Raw genomic sequence first — 22,835 nt, forward strand, 5'->3', positions numbered from 1 at the left:
CTGCGTAATCTGCCCAGCAAGGACTGGACCGTCAACCAAGGATGGGTATTGGCCGCCAACCTCGGCCACGACCTGGACTGCTGGCTGCGCCTGCTCACCCTGCACGACCAGCCCGGACTGGACCGCGCCGAGCCGGACACCATGCGCTACCGGCTCTACCACCTGCCCGCCCGGCTGGCCGCCCACGCCCGCCGCCGCCACCTGCGCATCGAGCGGACCTGGCCCTGGGCCCAGGCATTCGTCCTGGCCTGGCAGCGCCTCACCAACCTGCCCGCTCTCACCTGAGAGCCGGACCCGACCACGACGATCCAGAAAGGAGCCTCCTCCGGGCCCGTGGAACCCGGCGCCCCCGCAGCGTCATGCGACGGCCCGCCCCAACCGCCTCGGGGACATTACGGGCGAAACCCGCGGAGCCACTCACGCACCCCGACCAGCTGAAGAATCGAGGCTATTGCCTCAATCATTGCCCACGAAATCGCACAACGTTACCCGGCGCGCCACTTGCCCCCGATCACCATCTCCTGTTCCCCACGAACACAAGGCATGGCCCGGCACTGTAAGCATCTCAGCTAAGACTCTCTTTGCCATCATCACCGACATTCAACACTCGTTGCGCGCATCCCGCATCAACAAACTAGTTTTGATTAACGCTCACGGTGGGAATTACGTACTGTCTAACGTCGTACAGGAAGCCACGGTCACCGAACGCTGTATGGCGCTCTTTCCGACCAACACCCACTGGAACGCGGCACGCGCGAAGGCCAACATGGAAACCAGTAGTCACGAAGACATGCACGCAGGTGAACTCGAAGTTTCCATCCTCCTCGCAACTCACCCCGAGCTGGTGAGAGAGGGCTTCGAAACCGTCGACCACGTCGCGGACGACCGCCAGGATCTTCTTACAGTCGGCTTGGAGGCATACACCAAAAACGCTGTTATCGGTCGTCCGTCACTCGCTACCGCCGAAAAAGGACGAGCAGTCCTTGACTATCTCGGCGCCGCGTTCCGTTCCTGCCTCAGGAGTATCGACATAGCCCCGTAGGTACCAGTGATACGGGGCACAAGGGCAACCTAGAGAATAAGTATGAGCAGTGACCAGCAGAAACACTCAGTCAGCGTCGCTGGCATTGTCCTCGATCCCGCCGGCCGAGCTCTCCTGATTCAACGACGGGACAACTCCCACTGGGAGCCACCAGGCGGAGTTCTTGAGCTCGCTGAGTCCTTCCACCACGGACTCTGCCGCGAGGTCAAAGAAGAGACCGGCCTTGACGTAGAACCGATCGCCCTGACAGGCATCTACAAGAACATGGTCCGTGGCGTTGTCGCCCTCGTTTTTCGCTGTGCCATGACTGGGGGCGAGCTGTCGATTAACAACGAGGTAAGTGGCTTCCACTGGGCCACGCCCGACGACGTGATATCCATGGCAGCCGAAGCTTTCGCTGTCCGCGTGCTTGACGCCCTTCACAACGGCGTTCCCACCGTACGCCAGTACAACGGGACCAAGATCCTCGGCGATAGGTGACCCAGCCCTGTCTAGTCCCAGCCCATCTTGTGAAAACTTTCTGTACATCAATCAAGGCGGCCCCGAGGGGGCCGCACGCACCGCCGTCTCGGCACGCCGCCGCCTCCCGCTGGCGCTCCCGGCGGCGGCTAAAAGCATCGCCGGACGGCTGGCGCGGACGAGTGAAAGGGGGCCGCCGTGCGATGGTACAGGGTGATCACTGGGGGAGCGCGCTGCTCGGGTCACGGGGCCGGGCCAGTCAGCGCACGCGTGCGCGGCCACGGAGCCGGCCTTACTGCATGCCTCCGGCGGGGGCGCTCCGGCTCCGGGCAGGCCCAAGATCGCGGACTGTCCGTCTGAGCGGGTTGCCGTGGAAGCCTGCCCGCCTGCCGCCGTCCCAGGGCAAGCCCTAGCAGACCAGCCACGGGGCCGCCTGCGTTCCATCACGATCCTGACACCGGGCGCGCGGCCGGGGCAGCCCCGCGGCCGGCCCGCTACCCTGCGGGTGGGACGACGGCAGACGGGCAGGCCAAGAGGCGCGCGTGCCTTGGGTGTTCCCGGCTCACAGCCTTGCCCCATGGGTTGGGTGCGTCGACCTGTTTGTCGCCTGTTGGGGACGCCTACGACGCCGTTGGTTATCCACGCCAGTGGCCAGGGCTACAGCACCGATCATGAAGCCGACTCCTACGATGGCCAGAGCGACGGCCTTGCCGATATCCACTGCCGAGTTGACAACCAGGGCGCCGTACCCAGCAAAAAAGAGGATTACCGCACCTGTGGTGAAGCACACATTTCGCCCCGTCATGGAGATGATCGTAGAGGCGTAGTAGGGCAGAGGCTAGATGTTGGTGCGGGGACCTTAGTATGCCTGGAGGTGATGATGTACAGGGCACATGACAACGCGATCATGCACGAAACGTTGAGAACCCCTGAGAACAAAAATTGCAGGTCACAACGCGTGGATCGCGAATCTCAGCAGCTCATGCCAGAGCCGAGAAAGGAACCCGGCCTACAGGCCGACTCGTCACCCCTCCCCCGAAGGGGGGTTCAGGGCCTCGGCCAGTTTGCGCATGGCCGAGGCGGCGCTCTCGCTGGCGGTCGGTCCGAGGACGGCGAGGCTGGAGATCAGCGCGGCCGCTTCCGGCAGGTCGAGCACGAGGTGGATCGCGGCGCCGGTGGACAGCAGGCGCACCCCGCCCCCATGGCCCCGGTACGCGTCCAGGGGCACCCCGCTGAGCCGGAGCCGTTCCACGTCGCGGGCGACCGTTCGCGGTGAGACGCCCAGCTCGCGCGCCAGCTCGCCCATCCGCACCCGCTCGCCGCGGGCGGCGTGCAGCCGTTCGATCAGCGCCTGCTGGCGTTCGACGCGCCGCAGCGCCAGGTGCCCGTCGCGCGAGGATGCGGCGAGCCGGAGGACTCGGTCCACGGATTTCGCCTTTCAAAGGAGACACAGGCCCGTCTTGTTCGGACCCTAGCGTGGGAGCATGCGCAACGATGACGACAAGGTGAACGGATTCTTCCGGCGTTACGCGGCCGCGCTTCTGGCCCGCGACGCGAAGGCGATCGCGGGGATGTACGCGGTGCCCTCGCTCATCCTCTTCCCCGGCGCCTCGATCGCCGTCAGCGACGCCGGCCAGACCGAGAGCTTCTTCGCCGCCTCCTGGGACCAGTACGACGGGATCGACGAGCTCGATCAGCAGGTCGTGATCATGGCGGAGGCGCCGGGCAGCGTCTGGGCCGACGTCACCTGGTCCTACTCGGGCCGGCCGCGCGAGCGGTTCTGCTACCAGCTGGTCGAAGGCGGCGACGGATACCGGATCGCGGTGCTCACGCCCCTGGAGTAGAGGCGGCCGGCCGCGCCTGGCCCAGGATGTGCGTGAGCGGCGGGATGACCGGCTGCGGGGCGAAGGCGAACCGGTCGGCCTCCGACACAGCGAACCCGGCCCGCTCGATCGCGCCCAGCGTGTCCCGGTTCGGGTGGCAGCCCGCCGCGACACGCCGCCACGCGGGGGTGATGACGTCCTGGAGCAGGCCGAGCACGGGATTGGCCGAGCGTACGTGCTCGTAGAAGAGCAACTGCCCGCCGGGCCGGAGCACCCGTACGATCTCCGCCAGCGCCCGCTCCAGCGACGGCACCGAGCACAGCACCAGGGACACCACCGCCGTGTCGAAGGCCGCCTCGCCCCCGGGCAGCGCCTCGGCGTGGCCGGCCACCACCGAGACCGGCACCGGCGCCGACGCGGCCTGCTCGCGCGCCAGCGCCCGCAGCGTGTCGTCCGGCTCCACCGCGACCACCTCCGTCACCCGCGCGGGGTAGTGGGGGAAGTTGCGGCCGTTGCCGGCCCCGATCTCGATCACCCGCCCCTCGGCCGCGGCCAGCAGGCGCCGCCGGTGCTCGTACGCGCCGCGCCGGTCGGCGAGCTCGGACGCCTCGACGTACGCCCGCGCGAAGCGGGGATGCTGCAAGTCGGACAACCGGGTCATCGAATCACCTCAGGAAAGGCAGCCACACCTTCCAGCATGCACCCGGGTCACCCCGCCTCGGCGATGGCCCTGGCGACCATCTCGCTGACGCGCTCGACCGCCTTGACCCCCGAACCCATCGAGCGGTTGCGCCGGGAGACGACGGCGATCAGGTACGTTCGGCCGCGCTCCCGTACCCGGCCGATGCTGTTGACCGTCCACCGCCCGCCGTCCCGCTCCCGGGGGAGCCAGCCGTTCTTCAGCGCCACGTCCGCCCCCTTGTGCCCGGCCGCGCTCACGCCCCACGCCTGCTCGGGAGCCACGTCGCGCATGAGACCGAGGACGTAGCGGCGGTTCTCGGCCGACAGGGGGCTCTTGGCCGAGACGAGCGCGTTCAGCAGGCGTACCTGGTCGGCGGCGCTGGTCGTGGTGGAGCCCCAGGAGCCGCCCGGACCGGGGCGCGTGTGCCGCAGGCCGAGCTTCTTGTTCGCGGCGGCCAGGCCGGACGCGCCGCCGATCGCGCCCCACAGGGAGGACGCGGCGGCGTTGTCGCTGACCTTGATGGCCTGCGCCGCCGCGCGCCGTTCCCACTCCGTCAGGCCGCGCCGCTGCCGCTGGGCGCGCAGCAGCAGCGCCACCACGATGTTCACCTTGACGATGCTGGCCGTGGCCGTTCTGAGCCCGCGGTTGTAGGAGAAGGACAGGCCCGAGGAGAGCTCCCGCACCGAGACCGCTAGATCGTCCGCCAGGCCGTCCAGGTAGCGGTCCAGGGACCGGGTCAGGGACTTGCCGTAGGAGGGCTTGCGGGGCTTCTTCGCCGGCTCCGGGGCGGACGCCACCGCGACCGGGTCGTGCTCGAAGGAGGTGGATACGGGTGCGGCGAGGGGGGCGGGGGCGGGGATGGAGGCGCCGCTTGACGTCAGGAGGGCCAGCGACGCTGCCGCGGCCCCCAGCGCGACCCGCCTCCCGGGCTTCGCGGGCATGACGGCTTACGCGAAAGCGGAGGGAAGCGGCAACGGGTCGTGTACTGCCATGAAAGTCATGGCAGGCAGCATTACGGGACGGGTGTTTCCACGGTGTTAGCAGCGGGCCGCGGTCACCGTACGGGGCGATAGCGCAGGTGCGTGACCAGAGCGGTGCCCCACGCGTCGCCCAGCGGTTCGAGGGTGATGTCCCCGACCCCGTCGAACAACCGCTCGCCCCTGTCCAGGATCACGGGCGCGACGTGCAGGCGGAGCTCGTCGATGAGCCCGGCGGCGAGGTACTGGTTCACGGTGTGCGCGCCGCCCGCGATGGCGACGTCGCCGTCGCCGGCGGCCTCGCGCGCCCGCTCCAGGGCCGGCCCGATCCCGTCGGTCACGAAGAAGAACGTCGTGCCGCCCTGCATCGTCACCGGCTCGCGCGAGTGGTGGGTGAGGACGAAGACCGGAGCGTGGTACGGCGGCTCGGCACCCCACCAGCCGTTCCAGTCGAGGTCCCAGTCGCCGCGGCCGGGGCCGAACATGTTGCGGCCCATGATGAAGGCCCCCGCCGCGGTGATGCCCTCGATCACCGCGGCGTGCGCCTCGGGCTCATCGAACATCCACTGGTGCAGGCGATCGCCCACCCCCTCGCCGAACGGCTGCTCCAGGCTCTGCCCGAGCCCTGTCACGAAACCGTCGAGGGACATCGCCATGTCGCAGGTGACCTTGCTCATCTGACTACCTCCTGTGCTTCGGCGCTCCTTTTCGCGCCGCTCACGAGGAAGTCGGAGCCGTCCGCCCGCCCTCTACATCCTGGCTGCCTCCCGGCGGGAAAATATCCGGGAAGGTGAGGGGCGGAGGCGACCGCCCGCCGTCTCGCCACCATCGGCGGCCCCCGGTCAAGGGGGACATGGCTCGACGGCGGGCACCTCCGCCCCTCCGGCCCCTGGGAGTCAGGACCGGCACCGCGAGGTGCGCCGTGGGCAACGGGAGAACCTCGCTGGCACCGCGACCCTAACCCCGCCCGCACCGCCCGGTCTGCGCAGGATTACGCAGAACGCGCCTCCCGCAGGCAATCGAACTACGCGGAACGCGCCTCCCGGGCGGATCCTCACTACGCCGAACGCGCCTCCCGGGCGGATCCTCACTACGCCGAACGCGCCTCCCATGCGGCGAGGATGGTCGCCTCCTTCTCCGGGGCCATCCCGTGCCGGGTCTTCGCGCCATAGCTCCGCTCGTCCTCCGGGATCTCCCGCAGCCAGGCCCACGTGTCGCGCACGGTCTCCGCCACCGGCCGGGTGCGCAGCCCGGCCGCCTCCGCCCGGGCCGTCGGGACGCTCCAGAAGTTGGCCGTCACCGCGGACGGCGGCCCGCCCCACAGCGGCAGCTCCACGAACGTCCCCGCCCCCTGATCCACCAGGAACTGGTCGTCCACCCACACGAACTCCGCGTCCGAGCCGGTCGCCTCCTTGCAGAAGCCCAGCCACTCGCCGTAGGTGGCGTTGCCCGCGGGACCCGTCACCAGGAACTGGCCCGACGTGCCGCGCTCGGCCTGGTCGAGGGTGAAGGCGGCCACGTCGCGCGCGTCCACGAGCTGCATCGGAGCGCCGGGGTCGCCCGGCGCCAGCACCCTGCCGCCGTGCGAGATCCTGGTCAGCCACCACGGCAGCCTCGCCACGTCCTCGTGCGGCCCCAGGATCAGGCCGGGCCGGACGATCAGCGCGTTGCCGTCGAAGCCCTGCTCGACCGCCCGCTCACAGCCCGCCTTCAGCACGCCGTAGTCGCCGTCGTCGGGCCCCGCGTCCGGCTCGCAGGACCACCCGGCCGCCTCCTCGGCGGCCGGCTTGCCGGGGAAGCCGTCGACGGCCGAGATGCTGGAGATGAACGCGTACGTCGCCGCCTTCCCCGACAGCGCCCGCACCGACTCGCCCACCACCCGCGGCACGTAGCCGGAGGTGTCGACCACGAAGTCCCACGACCGCCCCTCGGCCAGCCGCTCCAGGTCCGCGGCCACCTCCCGGTCGCCGCGCACGGCCTCCACGCCGGCCACGTCGGCCCCGCTGCGCCCCCTGTTGAACGTCGTGACCTCATGCCCCCGGGCCAGCGCCGCCGACACGACGGCGCGCCCCAGGAAACCCGAACCGCCCATGACCAGAACTCTCATGGGCTCATTCTTCGCTCGCGAGCACCGTCCGATCAGACGTCTTCACGGAGAGCGTAGAGCGCAGCGGCGGCACCATGTGCACCCGCGCGGACCCGATGTCGAAGAACAGCCCGACCAGCTCCAGCTTGCCGGCCCTGACCTGCTCGTCGACCTTCCGGTAGGTGAGCAGGTTCTCCAGCTGCTGTTGCACGTTGACCCGGCACAGCACGTCCAGCGCCCCGCTGTGCAGCCGGTCGCCCTCGGTCTCGATGAACGTGGCCAGGCTGTGGTCCCCGTGCCGCAGCCACCTGCGCAGCCCCGGCAGGCTGCCCGCCTGCACCCCGCCGCTCAGCACCCCCGCCATCGCCCCGCACCCCGAGTGGCCGCACACCGTGATCGTGTGCACGCCCAGCACCTGCGTCGCGTACTCGATCGCGGCCACCACCGAGTCGTCCTGCGGCTCGGAGCCCCTGCGCGGCACCAGGTTGCCGATGTTGCGCACCGTGAACAGGTCGCCGGGGCCGCTGGCCGTGATCAGGCTGGGCATGATCCTGGAGTCGGCGCAGGTGATGAAGAGATGCGTGGGCTGCTGCTTGCGGGCCAGCTCGGTGAAGATCGGCCGGACGAGCGGCGCCGTACGCCGGTGATATTCGCGCGCCCCCGCCGTGAGCAGGCACTCCGTCGGCGCGGCGGTGCCGTCCGTCGGCACCTGGATCGGCACGTCACGCCGGTGCCGCTGCGCCCACGGCAGCCACCAGCGGTCCGGCGCCTGTGGCGGCGACTTCACGGGGAACATGCGCGCCCCGCTGGCCGCCAGCGCGTACCACTCGTCGTGCAGCTCGTCGATGACCACCGTGCCGCCCATGCGCTCGTGGTCCAGCCGCCACGAGTGGATGGCCTCGAAGGCGCCGTTGTCCATGAAGTCGATGTTCAGGTCGAGGTCCACGGGCGTGCCGGCCGGGATCGTACGCAGCTCGTGCGTCAGCCGCGGCACCCCCAGGAACGTCAGCGACCCCGAGATCGTCACGTGCAGCCGCCCGTCGCGGTCCTCGCGCTTGCGCACCGTCACCCAGGTCAGACGGCGCAGCGCCAGCAGCGCGGCCAGGGCCAGCCCCGCCAGCACCCCCTCGGCCAGTCCGAGCAGGATCACGGCCGCCATCGTGACCACGTACACCGGCACCTCGCCGTGCCCGTGCACCTTCCTGATGTGGCCCAGGTTCACCATCTGCACGCCGATGAACACCAGCAGCGCGGCCAGCGCCTCCAGCGGGATCAGCGTGATCGACCAGCCGAACCCCAGCGCGAACACCAGCACCCACACCCCGTGCAGGATCGCCGACCAGCGCGTACGTGCCCCGGCCTGCGCGTTCGCCGTGCTGCGCACGATCACCCCGGCCACGGGCAGGCCGCCGAGCGCGCCGGTGACCATGTTGGCCACGCCTTGTCCGGTCAGCTCCTGGTCGAGGTCGGCGCGGCGCCCGCCGTGCATCCCGTCGACCGCCACCGAGCACAGCAGCGACTCGCACCCGGCCAGCAGCGCCACCAGCAGCACCGAGGACACCACCAGATGCCAGTCGCCCTGCGGCAGCACCGGGAAGGCCCACTCGGTGAAGCTCCCGGACAGGTCGACCCGCGTGACGTCCCAGCCGAACATCCACGCCGTGAGCGCCGCCACCAGCAGCGCCGCCAGCGGTGCGGGCACCGCCTTGACCCGTTTCGGCAGCCGCGTCCACAACGCCAGCACCATGATCGTGAGCAGGCCCACGGCGACCTTGTGGCCGTGCAGGTCGACGATCTGGCCGGGCAGCTCCACCAGGTTCGCGATGGCCGAGCGCTGCGAGCTGCCGCCCAGCACGATGTGGAGCTGGGAGAGGGCGATGATCACGCCGACCGCGGCCAGCATGCCGTGGATGACGGCCGGCGAGACGGCGAGCGCCGCCCTGGCCGCCTTGAACACCCCGAGCACGAGCTGCACGGCGCCCGCCAGGAGGGTGATCATGCAGGTGGCACGCCATCCGTACGTGTGCACGAGGTCCACGACCACCAATGACAGACCGGCGGCCGGCCCGCTCACCTGCACGGCCGAGCCGCCGAGGGCGCCCGCCACGATCCCGCCCACCACGGCGGCGATCAGTCCGGCGGCGAGGGGCGCCCCGGAGGCCATCGCGATGCCCAGGGAGAGGGGCACCGCGACGAGGAAAACCACGAGCGAGGCTGGCACATCATGCCGGAGGGTGCTCAGCCAGCTACTCTGCGTGTCGCGGAACATGGTGCAAACCCTAATGCTCCGTCGACCCTGCTTTAAGGGGGCGTCGCGCGGGTTTTACGGATTAATGAGCGCTGGAGATCATCGGTAGTAGTCGTGCGGATAGTCCTGCTCCGGGCCCCGGCGGTGGTCGTTCCGGCCGCCGTCCTGCGGCTGCGGCTGCTGGCCGCCGTACGCCGGCCAGGTGCCCGGGGCGCCGTTGACCGACGACGGGGGCTCGGGCCAGGCGGCGGCGGGGCTGGTCGTGATGTCGCCCGTCTCGTAGGCGCCCATCCCGAACGGGGAGGCCGGCGGCGTCGGGGCTGACAGCACGTCGTCGTAGTTCGAGACCGCGCGGCCCGGCACGGTGGGCGTGCCGGCGGCGGGGGAGGGGCCGGTCAGCGGGTCGGTGTCGTCGGCCACGGCCCAGCCGGAGCGCACCTCGTAGGAGGCGGGGTAGGACGAGCGCGCGGCGGGCTGCTCGAACGCCGGCCACGAGCTCGCCGAGCCGTAAGGGGTCGGCGTCGGGGCGGGGGCCGGGTCGTCGAGGATGTCGGGAGAGGCGGCCCACGAGCCGGACGTGGTCGCCGCGGGCTGGTTGTTGGTCCAGGTCGTCTCGAGCGGGTCGGCCACGCCGCCGTAGGCGGGGAACGGGTCGCTCGTCGGGGCGCCGTGGATGGGGGCGGGGGCGGCCGGGAAGCTGCCGCTGGAGGTCGGGCTGACCGCGGGGAAGGCGCCGCTGCCGGTCACGGCCGGCGTGGCGGGGAACGAGCCGCTGCCGTTGACCGCCGGATAGGCGTTGGACGACACCGACGCGGGCCGGCTGACAGGGGCCGGCTCGGAGCGGGTGGGGGCGGGCACCGGCTGGGCGCCCGCGCCGAGGATGCTCATCACGTCGGCCGTCGGGGCCGCGAACGTCACGGTGCGCTGGTCGGCCAGATCGGCCTGCGAGGGAGTGGCACGCTTCTGCGGCTCGACCAGGTCGGCGAGATTGGCGGCCGCGGCGGCGGGCTGGCGCTGCGGCAGGGGGGCCTGGACGGTGGCGGCGTTGGGGTCGGCGGCGGCCGCGGCCGCGGGCTGCGGCTTGGCCGGACGCTGGGGCCGCTTGGCGGGACGCTCGGACTCGGCCGGGCGTTCGCGCTCGACGGGGCGGGAGGCGGCCTTCCTGGCAGCCACCGTGCCACCCGCGCCGAAACCGCCCTCTTCCGCGTCACTGCGGATGTTGGCCCAGAACTCCTCGTCGTCGTCGTCCGTGGACGGGTTGCCCCACTCGTCGACGCCACGCCTGCCGCGCTGACCGGTGCGCACCGGTTTCTGCTTAGGCTCGTCTATGGGACTGAAGTCGGGACTGAAATTGGCCATTCGCGGCTCATGCGCCGCGAACTCGTCCGTGGAACGAGCATGGGTCATCTCCTCCTTCTCGGCCATCTCCTTCAGCCGTTCCGGAGGAAGCGAGCTCTCTCTGCGGTTCATCGAACGCATGCCCAGTGCCACGACGACGAGCACGAGGAGCACGACAGCGACCAAGCTCACTACGACCGCGATCATTGCACCACCCTCAAAGCCATGGCCTCCCTCTGGCACCGATGAGATCGCGCGGCCATCGACGCGATCTGCCCCCTTTGATCACCAGTGCCTAACAATTGGATCTGATTGTGTCGGACCACTATGAGAGTTGTCACACCCTACGTGAAGAATTGGTACACCAGCACTACATGTCGTATTTGACCGCTCACTCGATGTTCACCACCGTGAGCCGGCCGCGGGCGATGGTCTGGTCCGCGATCTTCTTGAGGATCTCGGGGAGCTCAGAGCCCTCCGGGAGGTCGACCTTGCCGTTCAACGTGTAGACGGTGAGCCGGTAACTGGCCCGGTCCTGGCAGGGGGGCTCGTAGCCCACCTTCCCACTGGTCACCTTCGCCTGCCCGGACCCCTCAGGGGGGTCGGCGGCGGCGTTGGGACCCAGCTCGGTCGTGGTCGCCGGGATGTTGTAGAGCACCCAGTGCACGGCCGAATCGGATGACGTGTGGCTGTCGATCACGATCGCGATCGACTTCGCCTCGGACAGTGGCTGGCTCGACCAGCGCAGCGGCGGGCTGCCCTGATCGCCATGGCAGGAGTATTCGCGCGGCAGCGGTTTGCCCTCGCGCAGCTCCGGGCTCGTGACGTTCATCTCCGCGATGTCCAGAGCCTGTGACCTGCCGATGAAGCTGCCGCAACCTGACAAGGCGAAGACGACAGCCACCGCTGTCACACTGACAGCGATGCGTCGCACGCGTGATGCCGTGTTACACAGCCCCATGCCGGACGATGCTACGCGGCTCTCGGCGGTGCGCAGACCGTTTCTCGATGGTCGGTGGTCGGTAAAGGATCCGAAAACCGCCAGAATGTGGGCATCCGCGTAGTGAAGTTGACCACAGCGACGGCCGCCGCGAGGGTCCCGGGGATCCGACGGCCGCCGTACCGAGGAGACCTTTCCGCCTGCTGCTTCGGGGCGGAGGGGCGCGGGCGGGGCCGCCCGTGCGGCGGGCCGGCGAAACGGGCATCGGTTTCGGTCGCGCGTCGCGGCGAAAACCAGGTGCGCCAGATCGCGGCGGAAGGGTATGCGCGACGGCGGCCGGTGGTCTGCATGCGGGGACGCGCAGATGGTGGTGGTGATGCGCGGGCGGCGGTAGGAGGTGCGCGGGCGATGGCGGGCGGTGCGCGGGGCGGCGGTGGGGGTGCGCGGACGGCGGCTGCCACGTTGCGTGAGGCGCTCGCGCTGTGGTGCGGTCACGCGCTGGCCGGGCCTGGCTGGCACGAACGTGGCGCCGCCGACGTGGCCAAGCTCGACAGCCTGCGGCCGGCCGCCACCGAGCATGGCACCGGGGCCGGGCCGGGGCTCGGCAGACACGCCGGGACCGTCGGCGGATCTTTACCGGTCCGCCGGCAGATCGCCTTCCGGGTTCGCGCCCTAAGCTGGGCTTGTGACGTCAAATGGCCCGCTACGTGACCCGGCGAACCGCGTCTCGCCCAAAGCCGTCCGGATGTGGTTGCTGGAGTCGCTGATCGCGTTCGCGTTCTTCCTGGGTGGCGCGCTGCTGGTGTCGCGGTGGGTCGGGGGGAGCGGGTGGTCGTGGGTGCCCGGATGGTTCGCCCGGGACCCGTGGCTGCTGCCCGTCGCGGTGGTCGTGGTGCTGCTGCCGTTCCTGGCGGCCGAGCCGTTCGTGCGGTACGCCGTGCATCGCTGGGAGCTTTCTGGAGACGTCGTCTACGCCAGGTCGGGGTTCCTGACCAGGGAGTGGGTGTTCGTGCCCGTGAGCCGCATCCAGACGGTCGACAAGGGCCAAGGATGGTTCGAGAGGATGCTCGGGCTGGCCACGCTGGAGATCAGGACGGCCTCCCACGCGGGGTCCTCGACGATCAAGGGGCTCGACTACCGGGTGGCGGCCGGGCTCGCCGAGCAGCTGGCGCGCCGGGCCGAAGAGCTCAGAGACGACGCGACATGACCGAGCCCCGTCCGGACGGCCCGGCGCCCATCCCGGAGGGCGCCCCCGGTGACATCCCGCCGTACCCCGGCCCGGCGGCCGGGCCGCCTCATCCCGGCCCGGCGGGCGGGCCGCCGCCCGTGGTGCGGCTGCCGCAGCGGCTCAGCCCCAAGGTGCTGCTCATCGACCCCGTACGCATGCTGCCCTCCCTCCTCCTCCCCCTGGTCGGGGTCCTGTTCGTGGGCGGCTTCTCGGCCCGCTCGTACGGTTACGCGGCCGCCGGGGTCGTCGCCGCCGTGGTGTTCTCGGTCATCAGGTGGGTCACCTTCACCTACGAGATCGTCGGCGACCGCCTGGAGACCAAGCGGTCGCTGATCAGCCGCTCCGTCCGCACCATCCCCCTGGAGCGCATCCGCGGCGTCGACGTGTCCACCCCGCCCATGCACCGGCTGCTCGGCCTGAGCGTGCTCAAGATCGACACGGGCGCGAGCGGCGACGCGGAGGAGGCCAAGCTCGCCGGGGTCACGCTGGAGGAGGCCGAACGGCTCAAGGCCGTGCTGCTGCGCCGTGCCGCCGTCCCCGAGACCCACGTCACCGGCGCCGCGCCATCTCCCGGGCCCACGGAGCGGCCGATCATCGACGTGCCGCGCAGGTGGCTGCTCTACGGGCCGCTGTCGGGCGCGTACCTGCTCACCCCCTTCGCCTTCGTCGGCGGCGCCGTGGGGCTGGCGTTCCAGTGGGGGGACGAGCTGGGCGTCAGCCAGGACGCCGCCTGGACCGCGGGGGAGTGGCTCTGGGAGCGCCCCTACCTGCTGCTGGCCGTGGCAGTGCTGCTCGTGCTGGCGATGCCGTTCGCCGGCGGGCTGATGTACGCGGTCTTCAACTGGAACTTCCGGCTCAAGCGGCGCGACGGCTACCTCGTGGCGGAGCGCGGGCTGATCAACCGGCGCAGCGTGTCGCTGGAGTCCCAGCGCGTACGCGGCTACGAGATCGTGGACGGCCTGGCCGAACGCTGGGCGGGGGTCGCGCGCGTCTGGGCCATCGTGACCGGGCTCGGCGACTCGGAGACGCGCGGGCAGCTCCTGCCCGACGTACCGCGCGAGGTGGCCTTCCAGGTGACCCGCGACGCCATCGGGCCCTACCACGCCGAGCTCCGGCCCCACCCGCCGGTCGCGCGGAACCGCCGCCTGTTCCGCGCCGTCTTCCCCTGGCTCCTGCTGGCCCTGGTGGGCGCCGCCGGGGTCTGGGTCGCCGGGACGATGATCTGGTGGATCCTCCTGGTCCTGGCGCTGCTCCTGGCGGGCGTCGGGGTGCCGCTCGGGCTCGACCGGTACGCGTCGCTCGGGCACGGCTACGACGGCGTGCGGGTGGCGGTGCGGTCGGGGTCGCTGCGGCGCGCCCAGGCCGTGGTCGAACGCCGGGCCGTGGTGGGCTGGCGGATGCGGCAGACGTGGTTCCAGCGGCGGGCCGGGGTGCTCACGCTGATCGCCGGGGTCGGGGCCGGCAAGGGGGGTTACTCGGCGATCGACGTGTCGGAGGCTCAGGCGGTGGAGTTCCCCGCCGAGGTGACGCCGGAGTGGCTGGCGCCCTTCCTGGAGCGCGCCGAACCCTGACGCGGGCGGCGGGCGGGGCCAGGGAGGGGTTTCCCGGCGCCGGCTCGCTCGTCACCTTGGTGCCGGGCGTCCCGGCGGTGACTCGGTCGTCTCCTGCTCTGTTGCGGTCGGTCCTGCTCTGCTGCGGCGGTCAGTCCTGGCGGCGGGCGCCGAACATGATCTCGTCCCACGTCGGTACGGAGGCGCGACGGCCCCTCGAACTCTTGCGCGCCTGGCGGGCGGCCGGGGCGGGCGGCGGGGACGGCACCGGCACGGCCGGGTCCTCCTTGCCCTCGTCCTTGCCCGCCCGCGCCGCCGGCACCGAGGGTGCGGGCTTCGGCTTGGGCGCCGGAGGCTTGGTCTCCTGCGCGGGCTGCTCGGGCTCCGGCTCCGCCTGTGCCGCCTTCTTCCCGGGGACGGCCGGCTTGTCGGCAACGGCGGGCTCCGCCGAAGCGGCGGGTTCGGTTGCCACGGCGGGTTCGGTCGAAGGGGCGGGCTCGGCTGCCGCGGCAGGCTTGGCCGCGGTGACAGGCGGCTCGGCTGAAGCGGCGGGCTCGGTCGCAGCGGCGGGCTTCTCGGGAGCGGCGGGCTTCGAGGGAGCGGTCGCCGCCGTGTCGGGAGTGGCCGTCGCGGGTTCGGGGACGGTCGCGGTGGGTTCGGGGACAGTCTTCGCGGTCGTCTCCGTCGCGGTCGTCTTCCCTGCGGTCGTCTCCGTCGCGGTCGCGGCAGGTTCCAGCGCGGGCGCCGGAGCGTCCGGCGCCGCCGTTGGCTCCGGCGACGTGGTTGACGTAGCTGCTGCGGGCTCCGGTGCGGCCGCTGCGGCTTCGGATGTGGCCGCTGCGGCCTCGGGTGTGGCCGCTGCGGTCTGGGGCGCGGCTGCTGTGGGCTCGGGCGAGGTTGCCGCAGGCTCCTGTGCGGTTGTCGTGGGCTCCTGTGCGGTTGCCGTGGGTTCCGGTGTGGATGCCTGGGAGGCGACGGCCTTGCCGCTCTCCGCAGCTCCCGTCTGCGCGATCTCCTCGGTCTTGCTGGGCTGTTCGGCCTGCTCGGTCCGCTGAGTCGGCTCGGCGGTCTCGGCGGCCTCGGTCTTGGGCGCCTCGGCCATCGCGGCAGGGGCGGCCGCCGTCTCCGGCTGGGCCGGGGCGGTGACTTCGCTCTTGGGCTCCGCCGTGGTCGTGGGCTGCTCGGGCGCTTCGCCGGTGACGTCGGGCGAGACCGGCGCCGGGGCAGCCGCTTCCGTGGTGGAGCTCGCGACCGGTGAAGGCTGCGTTCCGAAGGTGGCGGCCGGGGACTCGTCCGACTGCGCGGCGTCGGTCGTATCCGGGGTGGCGGTCTCCGCAACCGAGGCCGTCTCGGCGACTGGGGCCGTCTCGGCGACTGGGGCCGTCTCGGCGACTGGGGCCGTCTCCGCGACTGGGGCCGTCTCCGCGACCGGGGCAACCGCCGCTGCGGCCTGGGCGGCCTGAGCCGTCTGACCGGACTGGGCCGTCTGGGCGGCAGGCTGCGCGCTGACCGGTTGTGCCTGGGCGGCCGTTGACTGCACCGGCACGGCGGCCGATTGCGTCGGCGGGGTGGCCGTCGGCGCGGTGGTGGGCTGTGCCGGCGCGGAGGCCGGGCTCTGCGCCTGGGCGGCAGGTGATCCCTGGGCGGCGGGGGCCGGCGACTGCGCGACGGGCTGAGCCTGCGCCTCGGCGGCCGGCTGATGCCGGGCGGGCCGCTGGTCCTGGGCCTCCCGCCGGTCCTGGGCGGGCCGCTGGTCCTGGGCCTCGGCGGCCGGCTGATGCTGGGCGGGCCGCTGGTCCTGGGCCTCCTGCCGGTCCTGGCCGGAGTGCTGGTCCTGGGCGGAATGCCGGTCCTGGGTGGGGGTCGGGGGTGCCGGGGCGTCGGTGGTGGGGCGGGTGGACGGTGGGGTGGCGGGGGCGTAGATGGAGTCGCTCTCACGCTCCCCCCCACGTCCCGAGCTGAAATCGGGCAGCCATGGCGAAGTCCCGCCGCGGCGGGACGTGGTGTCGCCGGGGCGGGTGTAGCCGGTTTCGCGGGCCGGAGGTTCGGGCCGGAAGGGCTCGCGTGACGGAGGCTCTTGCCGGAGGCCGGGGTCTCTGACGGGATCCTGGCGGAGGGCGGACTCTCTGGCCGGTTCCTGGCGGGGGTCTCGGGAGGGGGAGTCCTGGCGGGGGTCGCGGTCGAAGGGGGTCTCGCGGGACGGCGGCTCGGGCGCCCGGGTGTACGCGCCGTCCGACGGCGATCGGGGCGGCGGGTCGTAGCCGACGGCCGGCTCCTCGGGCTCGTGCCGCACCACCGACGGGAACTGCCGCGTGTCGGAGGTCAGCGGCGGCACCGGCTGCAGCTTGGCCACGCGCGGCGCGAACGGCGTCACCGTGGTGTCCTCCACCACGGCCGGCTCGGGGTCGAAGTCGGCGGCCGACAGGCGCATGGCCTCGTCGTCGTGGGGCGTCACGTGACGCTTGCGCGGGTCGAAGAGCCATTCGGCGTGGCGGGTGTGACCGTTCCACACGTAGCCGAGCTTGACCCGCCACAGGCCGTCGTCGCGCTTGGCGGAGTCCCAGTCGATCTCGTCGGTGGGCACGCCGCGCCTGGTCAGCCGCTCCGCGACGAGGTCGCCGAGGGTGGGCCCGGGCGCGGACTCGCCGGGCATGCGGACGGCGACGCGCTGGGCCTGCTGGGCGACGTACTCCCGCTCCTGCAGCACCGGCCCCTCGAACCAGCGGACACGCTCGACCGGGATCCCGGCGGTCGCGGCGATCTCCTCCGCCGTCTCTCCGGCTCGGATGCGGGCCTGGATCTCCTTGGGGCGCAACGGACTCTCCACTTCGATCTCGTACTGGCCGAGACGGGAGAAGTTGCCGCGGACGGCAGCACGGAGCCGGTCGTCCACGGGAAGCGTGAAGCGTGTACCCCGTCCGGCTGTAGCCAGCACGAGGTAGGTGCCGTCCTCACTCACCGCGACGAGTCGGAGCTCCTGCATGCGAGTCCCTTCGTCAGCGTCGCCATTCTTCCCCCGGACCCTTGAGTCTCTCGCGTGTGCCGGTTGCCTGCCAGCACCGTACCCGGCATGTCCGAACATCGCCTTCCTGGGATAGCCAGGAGGCGATGTGACGCCGGTCACATTTATGGAATCCATCCCTCTAGAGCCCGCCATCGCGCATGAGGAGGTTAGATCGCCGCGACGGGTTCTGGCGAATCGCGCCGCGGGCCGCCGCGCACCCGAGCCGGGTGGCCAGTGCGGCGGGGCCGGCGCTCGGGTGAAGCTCCAGGTGGCGGGCGGCGGCGCCGGCGAGGTACGGCGCGTGCGCCGAGAAGGCGCGTCCGTCCGATGTGACCTGACATGTGCCGTGGTTCGCGGCCCCGACGACGAACACCCCAGAACGTACGAGCGAGTGGGCGGCCGCCTCCAGAGCCGGCGAGCCGGCGCCGTCGATCGACAAATTCGCCACGGAGGGGCCGCGCGCGTGCCGGTGGATCCAGTCCAGCCCCGCCAGCACGTCGGCCAGTGTTCCCGTGCCGTCGCAGCCGAGCACCCGTACCGAGGCGATCCTCGCCCCGGGCGCGACGTCGTGGGCGCGGGCGGCGACCCGCGTGCCGTGGCCGCCGCAGTCGCGGCCGGTGCCGCCGGTGGCGTCGAAGGCGCGCCAGGCCCGCTCGCCGAACCCGGCCTGCCTGGCCTTGATGCCGCTGTCCACGACGTACACGGTGACGCCGGCGCCGTCGGCCCGTACGGTGGACGGCCGGTCGGGTCTCGTGCTCGCCATGGGATGGATCTGGCGATCCGGCTCGATCGTGCGCACCCGCGGGTCGGCCCGCAGCTCGGCCAGCTCGGCGGCGGTGAGGAAGGTGGCGAATCCGGGCAGCGCCGAGGTGAAGTAACGGCGTACCCGCCACCGCACCTCACCGACGAGGTCGCGCGCGTCAGCCCGGTCGCGGGCGGTGACGATGTAGGGCCGGGCGGGTTCCACCGGGGCGGGCCGCAGGGCGAGTCCTGAGGCGGGCGTCATGGCCGGAGGGACGGCGGTCGTGGCGGCCGTGGCCATGGCCGCGGCGAGGTAAACGGAGGGCAGGCCGAGTCGTCGGGGCACGAGTTACAAGGGTGCCTGTCACGCAGGTCACAGGAACAACAGGACACGCACTCGCGTCTATTCACGAGACAGCTCTTTACCGAACGCATGACTAGAGGGGACTGATCCCGGAGATGAGCGGCGAGCAGCGGAAGTTCGAGCTGAGCATGCCGCAGATCCTGGGCAGCGCCCTGGCCGCCGTGACCGCCGCCGTGGCCGCGTCGTATCTCGGCGTGGCGGGCACCGTGATCGGCGCGGCGGTGGTCAGCATCGCCAGCTCGGTCGCCACGGCCGTGTACACGCACTATCTCAAGCGCACCGGAGAGCGGGTCAAGCAGCACACGCTGACCTCCTGGCGCGAGGAGCACGACCCGGACGGCCCGCCGGAGGAGGGACGGCTGCTCGCGGCCGCCGCGCACGCGACCCCGGGCGTTGGCGAGTCCACGCTGGTCATGCCGGTCGTGGAGGAGCCGCGGCGGAGGCTGCCGTGGCTGAAGATCGCGGCCGCGGCGACGATCGTGTTCGGGGTCAGCATGGGGAGCATCCTCGTCTACCAGGCGGCGGCGCAGCAGACCGTGCACGAGCAGGTGACCGGGAAGGCGCCCAAGAAGCCGCAGGAGGAGCACAGAGGCCGGCCGGTACGACAGGAGCGGGAGAGCGAGGCGCCCGCGTACCCGCCGCAGACCTCCACACCCGCGCCGTCCACCCCCTCGCCCAGCCCCACGACGACCCAGCCGACCAGGACGCCCACCCCGGGGCCGACTCCGGAGCCGACGCCCACGCGGTCGGACACGGTGGAGCCGTCGGGGGAGGTCACGAGCGCGCCGCCGCAGCAGGACCAGCCCGACGTGGGGGAGGAGGCGCCGGTGTCCAGCGCGCCGCCGGCACCGACCGGGCAGCCCGCGGACACGCCCGCGCGATGAGTCCGTCTTCCGCGGGTCGCCGTTCCCCTTCCCGCCGCACTTCGGCACTGGTCCTGGCCGGGTGGCGAGGGAGGTCCGTACCGGGGGTCGTCCCGGAGCCGGGGTCAGGGGCCGAGCACCTTGTCCAGGTAGTCGTTGGTGAACAGGCGGGCCGGGTCCAGGCGGTCGCGGAGGGCCTGGAAGTCGGCGAGGCGGGGATAGACCTTGCCCAGGTAGGCGGCGTCGCGGGTGTGCAGCTTGCCCCAGTGGGGGCGGCCGTCCAGGCGGGTCATGATCTCCTCGACCCCCTCGAAGTACGCGGGGTTCGGCGTCGGCCGGTAGATGTGGCAGGCGACGTACGCCGACGCCCGCCCGTACGCGGTGGACAGCCACGCGTCGCTGGGCGGCGTCACCCGCACCTCCACCGGAAAGGTGATCCGCCAGTCCATCCGCTCGACCAGGTCCCGGGTCTCGCGCAGGGCCTGGGCCAGGCGCTCGCGCGGGACGGCGTACTCCATCTCGAGGAAGCGCACGTCCCGCCGCGCCGTGAACACCCTGTACGACGCGTCCACCGACTCCGAGTCCCCGAGCGCCGCCGCGCTGACCGCGTTGATCCGCGGGATCAGCGAGGGCAGGCGGGCGCCGACGGCGCAGGCCGCGCCGAAGACGGTGTTCTCCAGGAACACGTTGTCCAGCCAGTGCCGGAGCGCGCCCGGTGGCCGCGCCGGGCCGGGGCTCCGGTTGTTGGTCTTGACCAGGCAGGCGTCGGTGTGCGGCAGCCAGAAGAAGTCGAGGTGCTCGTTCGCGGAGGTCAGCTCGTCGAGCGAGCCGAGGATCTCGCTGAGCGTGAGCTTGCGCCGCCGGTTGTGCAGCAGGAACGCGGGCTCCACCCGGAACGTCACGGCCGTCAGCACCCCGAGCGCGCCCAGGCCCACCCGGGCGGCGTCGAACAGCTCCTCGCCCGGCGAGACGGTGGCCACCGAGCCGTCGGCGAGCACCAGCTCCAGCTCGGCGACCTGGTCGGCGAGGCCGCCGCTGTCGCGGCCGGTGCCGTGGGTGCCGGTCTGGATGGCGCCGGCGACGGTCTGCTCGGTGATGTCACCCATGTTCGCCAGCGCCAGGCCGTGTTCGGCGAGCAGCTCGTTCAGCGCCCGCAGGGGCGTGCCCGCCAGCACGGTGACGCGGTCGTCCGCGCGTGACCTGATCCCGGTCAGCGCGCCGGGGCACAGCATGATGCCGTCGGTGAGGGCCACCCCGGTGAAGGAGTGGCCCGTGCCGATCATGCGGACCCGCCGCCCGGAGGCGGCGGCGTCGCGTACGGCGCGTACGACGTCCTCGACGGAGGCCGGCGTACGCACCTCGGCGGGGGTGCCCGACTGGTTGCGTGCCCAGTTCACGAAGGCCACGAGCACCCCTCACCCAAGAGCATCGTTCCGACTAAACGCGAACGATACTCACTTCTCCCAGCCCTCCGGAACGGGGTAGATGTCCCCGGGCTTGAGGTCCTGGCTCTTGACCACGTCGGACACGGTCACCAGGTGGTAACCCTTGCCCTGCAGGGTCTTGATGAGCGAGGGCATGCCGTCCACGGTCTGCTTCACCCAGTCGTGCATGAGGATGATCGAGTTCGGCTTGGCCACGGCCAGGGTCTGCTTCTGGATGGCCTCGACGTTCTTGGAGCTCCAGTCCTGGGAACCGGCGGTCCACAGGATCATCGGCATGCCGAACTCGGCGGCGATGTCGGAGACCTGCAGGTCTGCCATCCCGTACGGCGGCCGCAGCAGCTTGGGCTCGACGCCCGCCGCCTTCTTCACCGCGTCCTGGGTCTTCTGGATCTCGCTCTTGATCGCCCCCGGTTCGATCTTGGTGAAGTCGGGGTGGCTGTAGCTGTGGTTACCGAGTTCGTGGCCCTCGGTGGCCATGCGCTTGACGTAGGAGGGGCGGCTCTTCACGTATTGGCCCTCAAGGAAGAACGTCGCCTTCGCGTCGTACTTCTTGAGCGTGTCGAGCAGCGTTCCCGCGTACTTGCCCGGACCGTCGTCAAAGGTCAGTGCGATGCACTTGACCTGCTCGCAGTCGACCGGCTCCTTCTTGGTGGGGGTTTGCGCGAGAGCCGGTGCCGGGGCAAGAGTCACGCAAACAGCCGCGATAGCTAGAAGTGAACTGATTTGTCGGGACATAACTAGTGCTTCCAGTGTGATGGGTGTTGCGAGGGATGTCCCGACCGTAGCGGATCAGGTCCGCGGGGGTGAAGGAGCCTCGGGAAGTCTCAGCAAACCCGAACCTCCGATTCCCACGATCACGGCCAGCACCGCCGCGCACAGTGAGAAGCCGTACGCGCTGGACGCGCCGTACGTCTCGGTGAGCTGACCGCCCGCCCACGAGCCGATCGCCACGCCGAACCCGATCGCCGTCGAGATCCACGCCATGCCCTCGGTGAGCAGGGACGGCGGCACCAGCCGCTCGGTGAGCGAGAAGCACGTGATGAGCGTCGGCGAGATGGCGAACCCGGCCAGGAACAGCGCCCCCGCCATCAGCCACGGGCTGTCGATGAACAGGATCGGCACCAGCCCCACCATGAACAGGGCCAGCGCCCGCACGAACCGCGCGCGCATCGAGATGCGCCAGTTGCGGGACCCGAACCAGAGCCCCGACACCATCGACCCGCCCGCGAACGAGGCCAGCAGGAACCCCGCGGCCCCCTTCACGCCGCGCTCCTCGGCGAACGCCACCGTGATCAGGTCCACGGACCCGAAGATCGCGCCCAGCGCCAGGGAGACGCCGGCGATCAGGGCGATGCCGGGGATCAGGATGGGCGTGCCCGCCGACGTCCTGAACTGCTGCACGGGCGGCTGGGTGCGCCCCTGCGAGGCCAGCGCCAGGGAGCCCAGCAGCATGCAGACCAGGGCCACGATCAGGCCCGCGTACGGGTTCACGGCGGTCGCGAGCACCGTGACCAGCGCCGGGCCGGTGACGAAGACGACCTCGTCCGCCACGGACTCGAACGCGAACGCGGTGTGCAACTGGCCGGAGCCGCCGTAGATGACCGACCAGCGGGCGCGCACCATCGAGCCGATCGACAGCGAGGTGGCGCCCACGATCAGCCCCGAGGCGTACAGCGTCCATTCGGGCAGCCCGGACCCGGCGAGGATCATCAGGGCCGCCAGGGCGAGAGCGTTGACGATGGCGATCGGCGCGATCACCCGCCCCTGCCCGAACCTGTCGGCCAGCCGGCCCGACATGGGCGCGGCAACGGCGAAGGCGACGTTGGAGGTGGCGGCGACCGCGCCGGCGGTGGCGTAGTTGTCGGTGAGCGTTGAGATCAGCAGGATGACCCCGATGCCCAGCATGGACATCGGCATCCGGCCGATGAGACCGGCCAGCACGAAAGCTTTGACACCGGGCCTCTCGAACAACCCCCGGTAAGGCCCGACCACGCTGTTTCCCCCTTACTCAAGCAGCTAACCATTGCGCACTGTATGTCCGGATG

At 71.4% G+C, this 22,835-nt stretch carries 21 protein-coding genes; 8 read left to right on the forward strand and 13 right to left on the reverse strand.

What is annotated here, in order from left to right; all coding sequences use genetic code 11:
- The 3 genes from AB0J69_RS09575 to AB0J69_RS09585 form a co-directional block, all read left to right on the forward strand.
- Nucleotides 1-285 (forward strand): transposase (locus AB0J69_RS09575; RefSeq protein ID WP_364114741.1); only part of this gene is annotated, 285 nt, incomplete at its 5' end.
- 178 nt (nucleotides 286-463) lie between these two features.
- Nucleotides 464-1,042: a creatininase family protein gene (locus AB0J69_RS09580; protein WP_364114743.1), complete on the forward strand. Its 579-nt coding sequence runs from the start codon at nucleotides 464-466 to the stop codon at nucleotides 1,040-1,042.
- Nucleotides 1,043-1,084: 42 nt separating this feature from the next.
- Nucleotides 1,085-1,522, forward strand: coding sequence for an NUDIX hydrolase (locus AB0J69_RS09585; RefSeq protein WP_364114745.1), 438 nt, complete (start codon nucleotides 1,085-1,087; stop codon nucleotides 1,520-1,522).
- A gap of 1,003 nt (nucleotides 1,523-2,525) precedes the next feature.
- Here the strand turns inward: AB0J69_RS09585 and AB0J69_RS09590 are convergent.
- The gene (locus AB0J69_RS09590) at nucleotides 2,526-2,927 is read right to left on the reverse strand and encodes an HTH domain-containing protein (RefSeq protein ID WP_364114747.1); all 402 of its coding nucleotides are present in this window, start codon (nucleotides 2,925-2,927) and stop codon (nucleotides 2,526-2,528) included.
- 58 nt (nucleotides 2,928-2,985) lie between these two features.
- Between AB0J69_RS09590 and AB0J69_RS09595 the strand changes: the two genes are divergently transcribed.
- Complete coding sequence (locus tag AB0J69_RS09595; RefSeq protein WP_364114749.1) at nucleotides 2,986-3,345, forward strand: hypothetical protein; 360 nt, start codon at nucleotides 2,986-2,988, stop codon at nucleotides 3,343-3,345.
- Here the strand turns inward: AB0J69_RS09595 and AB0J69_RS09600 are convergent.
- The 7 genes from AB0J69_RS09600 to AB0J69_RS09630 all read right to left on the reverse strand — a co-directional run bounded on the left by AB0J69_RS09600 (nucleotide 3,329) and on the right by AB0J69_RS09630 (nucleotide 11,559).
- Nucleotides 3,329-3,985 carry a class I SAM-dependent methyltransferase gene (locus AB0J69_RS09600; RefSeq protein WP_364114751.1) on the reverse strand — a complete coding sequence of 219 codons (657 nt, stop codon included), beginning with the start codon at nucleotides 3,983-3,985 and terminating at the stop codon, nucleotides 3,329-3,331. The genes AB0J69_RS09595 and AB0J69_RS09600 overlap by 17 nt on opposite strands.
- A 47-nt stretch (nucleotides 3,986-4,032) precedes the next feature.
- Nucleotides 4,033-4,947 (reverse strand): serine hydrolase, encoded by a 915-nt coding sequence (locus tag AB0J69_RS09605; RefSeq protein WP_364114753.1) that lies wholly within the window; start codon nucleotides 4,945-4,947, stop codon nucleotides 4,033-4,035.
- A 113-nt stretch (nucleotides 4,948-5,060) separates the two neighbouring features.
- A complete protein-coding gene (locus AB0J69_RS09610; protein WP_364114755.1) occupies nucleotides 5,061-5,660 on the reverse strand; it encodes a dihydrofolate reductase family protein in 600 nt (199 codons plus the stop codon).
- 413 nt (nucleotides 5,661-6,073) lie between these two features.
- On the reverse strand, nucleotides 6,074-7,090 hold the full coding sequence (locus AB0J69_RS09615) for an NAD-dependent epimerase/dehydratase family protein (protein ID WP_364114757.1): 1,017 nt from the start codon (nucleotides 7,088-7,090) through the stop codon (nucleotides 6,074-6,076).
- Between the two features lie 4 nt (nucleotides 7,091-7,094).
- The gene (locus AB0J69_RS09620; RefSeq protein WP_364114759.1) at nucleotides 7,095-9,338 is read right to left on the reverse strand and encodes a bifunctional SulP family inorganic anion transporter/carbonic anhydrase; all 2,244 of its coding nucleotides are present in this window, start codon (nucleotides 9,336-9,338) and stop codon (nucleotides 7,095-7,097) included.
- Between the two features lie 78 nt (nucleotides 9,339-9,416).
- Nucleotides 9,417-10,862, reverse strand: a complete 1,446-nt coding sequence (locus tag AB0J69_RS09625; protein ID WP_364114761.1) for a hypothetical protein — start codon at nucleotides 10,860-10,862, stop codon at nucleotides 9,417-9,419.
- 184 nt (nucleotides 10,863-11,046) lie between these two features.
- Nucleotides 11,047-11,559 carry a YbhB/YbcL family Raf kinase inhibitor-like protein gene (locus AB0J69_RS09630; protein WP_364114763.1) on the reverse strand — a complete coding sequence of 171 codons (513 nt, stop codon included), beginning with the start codon at nucleotides 11,557-11,559 and terminating at the stop codon, nucleotides 11,047-11,049.
- A gap of 444 nt (nucleotides 11,560-12,003) precedes the next feature.
- Here AB0J69_RS09630 and AB0J69_RS09635 point away from each other — a divergent pair, with 444 nt between their 5' ends.
- From AB0J69_RS09635 to AB0J69_RS09645, 3 genes are read left to right on the forward strand one after another with little or no spacing between them, the layout of a single operon-like run.
- A complete protein-coding gene (locus tag AB0J69_RS09635; RefSeq protein ID WP_364114765.1) occupies nucleotides 12,004-12,306 on the forward strand; it encodes a BTAD domain-containing putative transcriptional regulator in 303 nt (100 codons plus the stop codon).
- Nucleotides 12,281-12,802 carry a PH domain-containing protein gene (locus AB0J69_RS09640; protein ID WP_364114767.1) on the forward strand — a complete coding sequence of 174 codons (522 nt, stop codon included), beginning with the start codon at nucleotides 12,281-12,283 and terminating at the stop codon, nucleotides 12,800-12,802. Before AB0J69_RS09635 ends, AB0J69_RS09640 begins: the two co-directional genes overlap by 26 nt.
- A complete protein-coding gene (locus AB0J69_RS09645) occupies nucleotides 12,799-14,394 on the forward strand; it encodes a PH domain-containing protein (protein WP_364114769.1) in 1,596 nt (531 codons plus the stop codon). The genes AB0J69_RS09640 and AB0J69_RS09645 overlap by 4 nt, the downstream gene beginning before the upstream one ends.
- A 130-nt stretch (nucleotides 14,395-14,524) precedes the next feature.
- Here the strand turns inward: AB0J69_RS09645 and sepH are convergent, their stop codons facing one another.
- Nucleotides 14,525-17,356 (reverse strand): septation protein SepH, encoded by a 2,832-nt coding sequence (gene sepH, locus AB0J69_RS09650; protein WP_364114771.1) that lies wholly within the window; start codon nucleotides 17,354-17,356, stop codon nucleotides 14,525-14,527.
- A gap of 160 nt (nucleotides 17,357-17,516) precedes the next feature.
- Complete coding sequence (locus AB0J69_RS09655) at nucleotides 17,517-18,464, reverse strand: S8 family serine peptidase (RefSeq protein ID WP_364114773.1); 948 nt, start codon at nucleotides 18,462-18,464, stop codon at nucleotides 17,517-17,519.
- A 113-nt stretch (nucleotides 18,465-18,577) separates the two neighbouring features.
- On the opposite strand from AB0J69_RS09655, the gene AB0J69_RS09660 reads away from it, so the two are divergent.
- Nucleotides 18,578-19,366: a hypothetical protein gene (locus tag AB0J69_RS09660; protein WP_364114775.1), complete on the forward strand. Its 789-nt coding sequence runs from the start codon at nucleotides 18,578-18,580 to the stop codon at nucleotides 19,364-19,366.
- A gap of 104 nt (nucleotides 19,367-19,470) precedes the next feature.
- On the opposite strand, the gene AB0J69_RS09665 is transcribed toward AB0J69_RS09660, so the two are convergent.
- From AB0J69_RS09665 to AB0J69_RS09675, 3 genes are all read right to left on the reverse strand, one after another.
- Nucleotides 19,471-20,751, reverse strand: a complete 1,281-nt coding sequence (locus AB0J69_RS09665; RefSeq protein ID WP_364114777.1) for a D-arabinono-1,4-lactone oxidase — start codon at nucleotides 20,749-20,751, stop codon at nucleotides 19,471-19,473.
- Nucleotides 20,752-20,799: 48 nt separating this feature from the next.
- Nucleotides 20,800-21,480, reverse strand: coding sequence for a polysaccharide deacetylase family protein (locus AB0J69_RS09670; RefSeq protein WP_364114779.1), 681 nt, complete (start codon nucleotides 21,478-21,480; stop codon nucleotides 20,800-20,802).
- 99 nt (nucleotides 21,481-21,579) lie between these two features.
- Nucleotides 21,580-22,782 (reverse strand): MFS transporter, encoded by a 1,203-nt coding sequence (locus AB0J69_RS09675; RefSeq protein WP_364114781.1) that lies wholly within the window; start codon nucleotides 22,780-22,782, stop codon nucleotides 21,580-21,582.
- Nucleotides 22,783-22,835: the final 53 nt, after the last annotated feature.

This window comes from Nonomuraea sp. NPDC049709 (genome assembly GCF_040674815.1).
Classification (GTDB): domain Bacteria; phylum Actinomycetota; class Actinomycetes; order Streptosporangiales; family Streptosporangiaceae; genus Nonomuraea.

What these genes read in the sequence shown, in the direction of transcription:
- AB0J69_RS09600 (WP_364114751.1), bottom strand. Translation starts at nt 3,985, where the DNA reads ATGACCCGGTTGTCCGACTTGCAGCATCCCCGCTTCGCGCGGGCGTAC.
- sepH (WP_364114771.1), bottom strand. Translation starts at nt 17,356, where the DNA reads ATGCAGGAGCTCCGACTCGTCGCGGTGAGTGAGGACGGCACCTACCTC.
- AB0J69_RS09585 (WP_364114745.1), top strand. Translation starts at nt 1,085, where the DNA reads ATGAGCAGTGACCAGCAGAAACACTCAGTCAGCGTCGCTGGCATTGTC.
- AB0J69_RS09645 (WP_364114769.1), top strand. Translation starts at nt 12,799, where the DNA reads ATGACCGAGCCCCGTCCGGACGGCCCGGCGCCCATCCCGGAGGGCGCC.
- AB0J69_RS09620 (WP_364114759.1), bottom strand. Translation starts at nt 9,338, where the DNA reads ATGTTCCGCGACACGCAGAGTAGCTGGCTGAGCACCCTCCGGCATGAT.
- AB0J69_RS09635 (WP_364114765.1), top strand. Translation starts at nt 12,004, where the DNA reads ATGGCGGGCGGTGCGCGGGGCGGCGGTGGGGGTGCGCGGACGGCGGCT.
- AB0J69_RS09660 (WP_364114775.1), top strand. Translation starts at nt 18,578, where the DNA reads ATGAGCGGCGAGCAGCGGAAGTTCGAGCTGAGCATGCCGCAGATCCTG.
- AB0J69_RS09625 (WP_364114761.1), bottom strand. Translation starts at nt 10,862, where the DNA reads ATGATCGCGGTCGTAGTGAGCTTGGTCGCTGTCGTGCTCCTCGTGCTC.
- AB0J69_RS09605 (WP_364114753.1), bottom strand. Translation starts at nt 4,947, where the DNA reads ATGCCCGCGAAGCCCGGGAGGCGGGTCGCGCTGGGGGCCGCGGCAGCG.
- AB0J69_RS09595 (WP_364114749.1), top strand. Translation starts at nt 2,986, where the DNA reads ATGCGCAACGATGACGACAAGGTGAACGGATTCTTCCGGCGTTACGCG.
- AB0J69_RS09615 (WP_364114757.1), bottom strand. Translation starts at nt 7,090, where the DNA reads ATGAGAGTTCTGGTCATGGGCGGTTCGGGTTTCCTGGGGCGCGCCGTC.
- AB0J69_RS09610 (WP_364114755.1), bottom strand. Translation starts at nt 5,660, where the DNA reads ATGAGCAAGGTCACCTGCGACATGGCGATGTCCCTCGACGGTTTCGTG.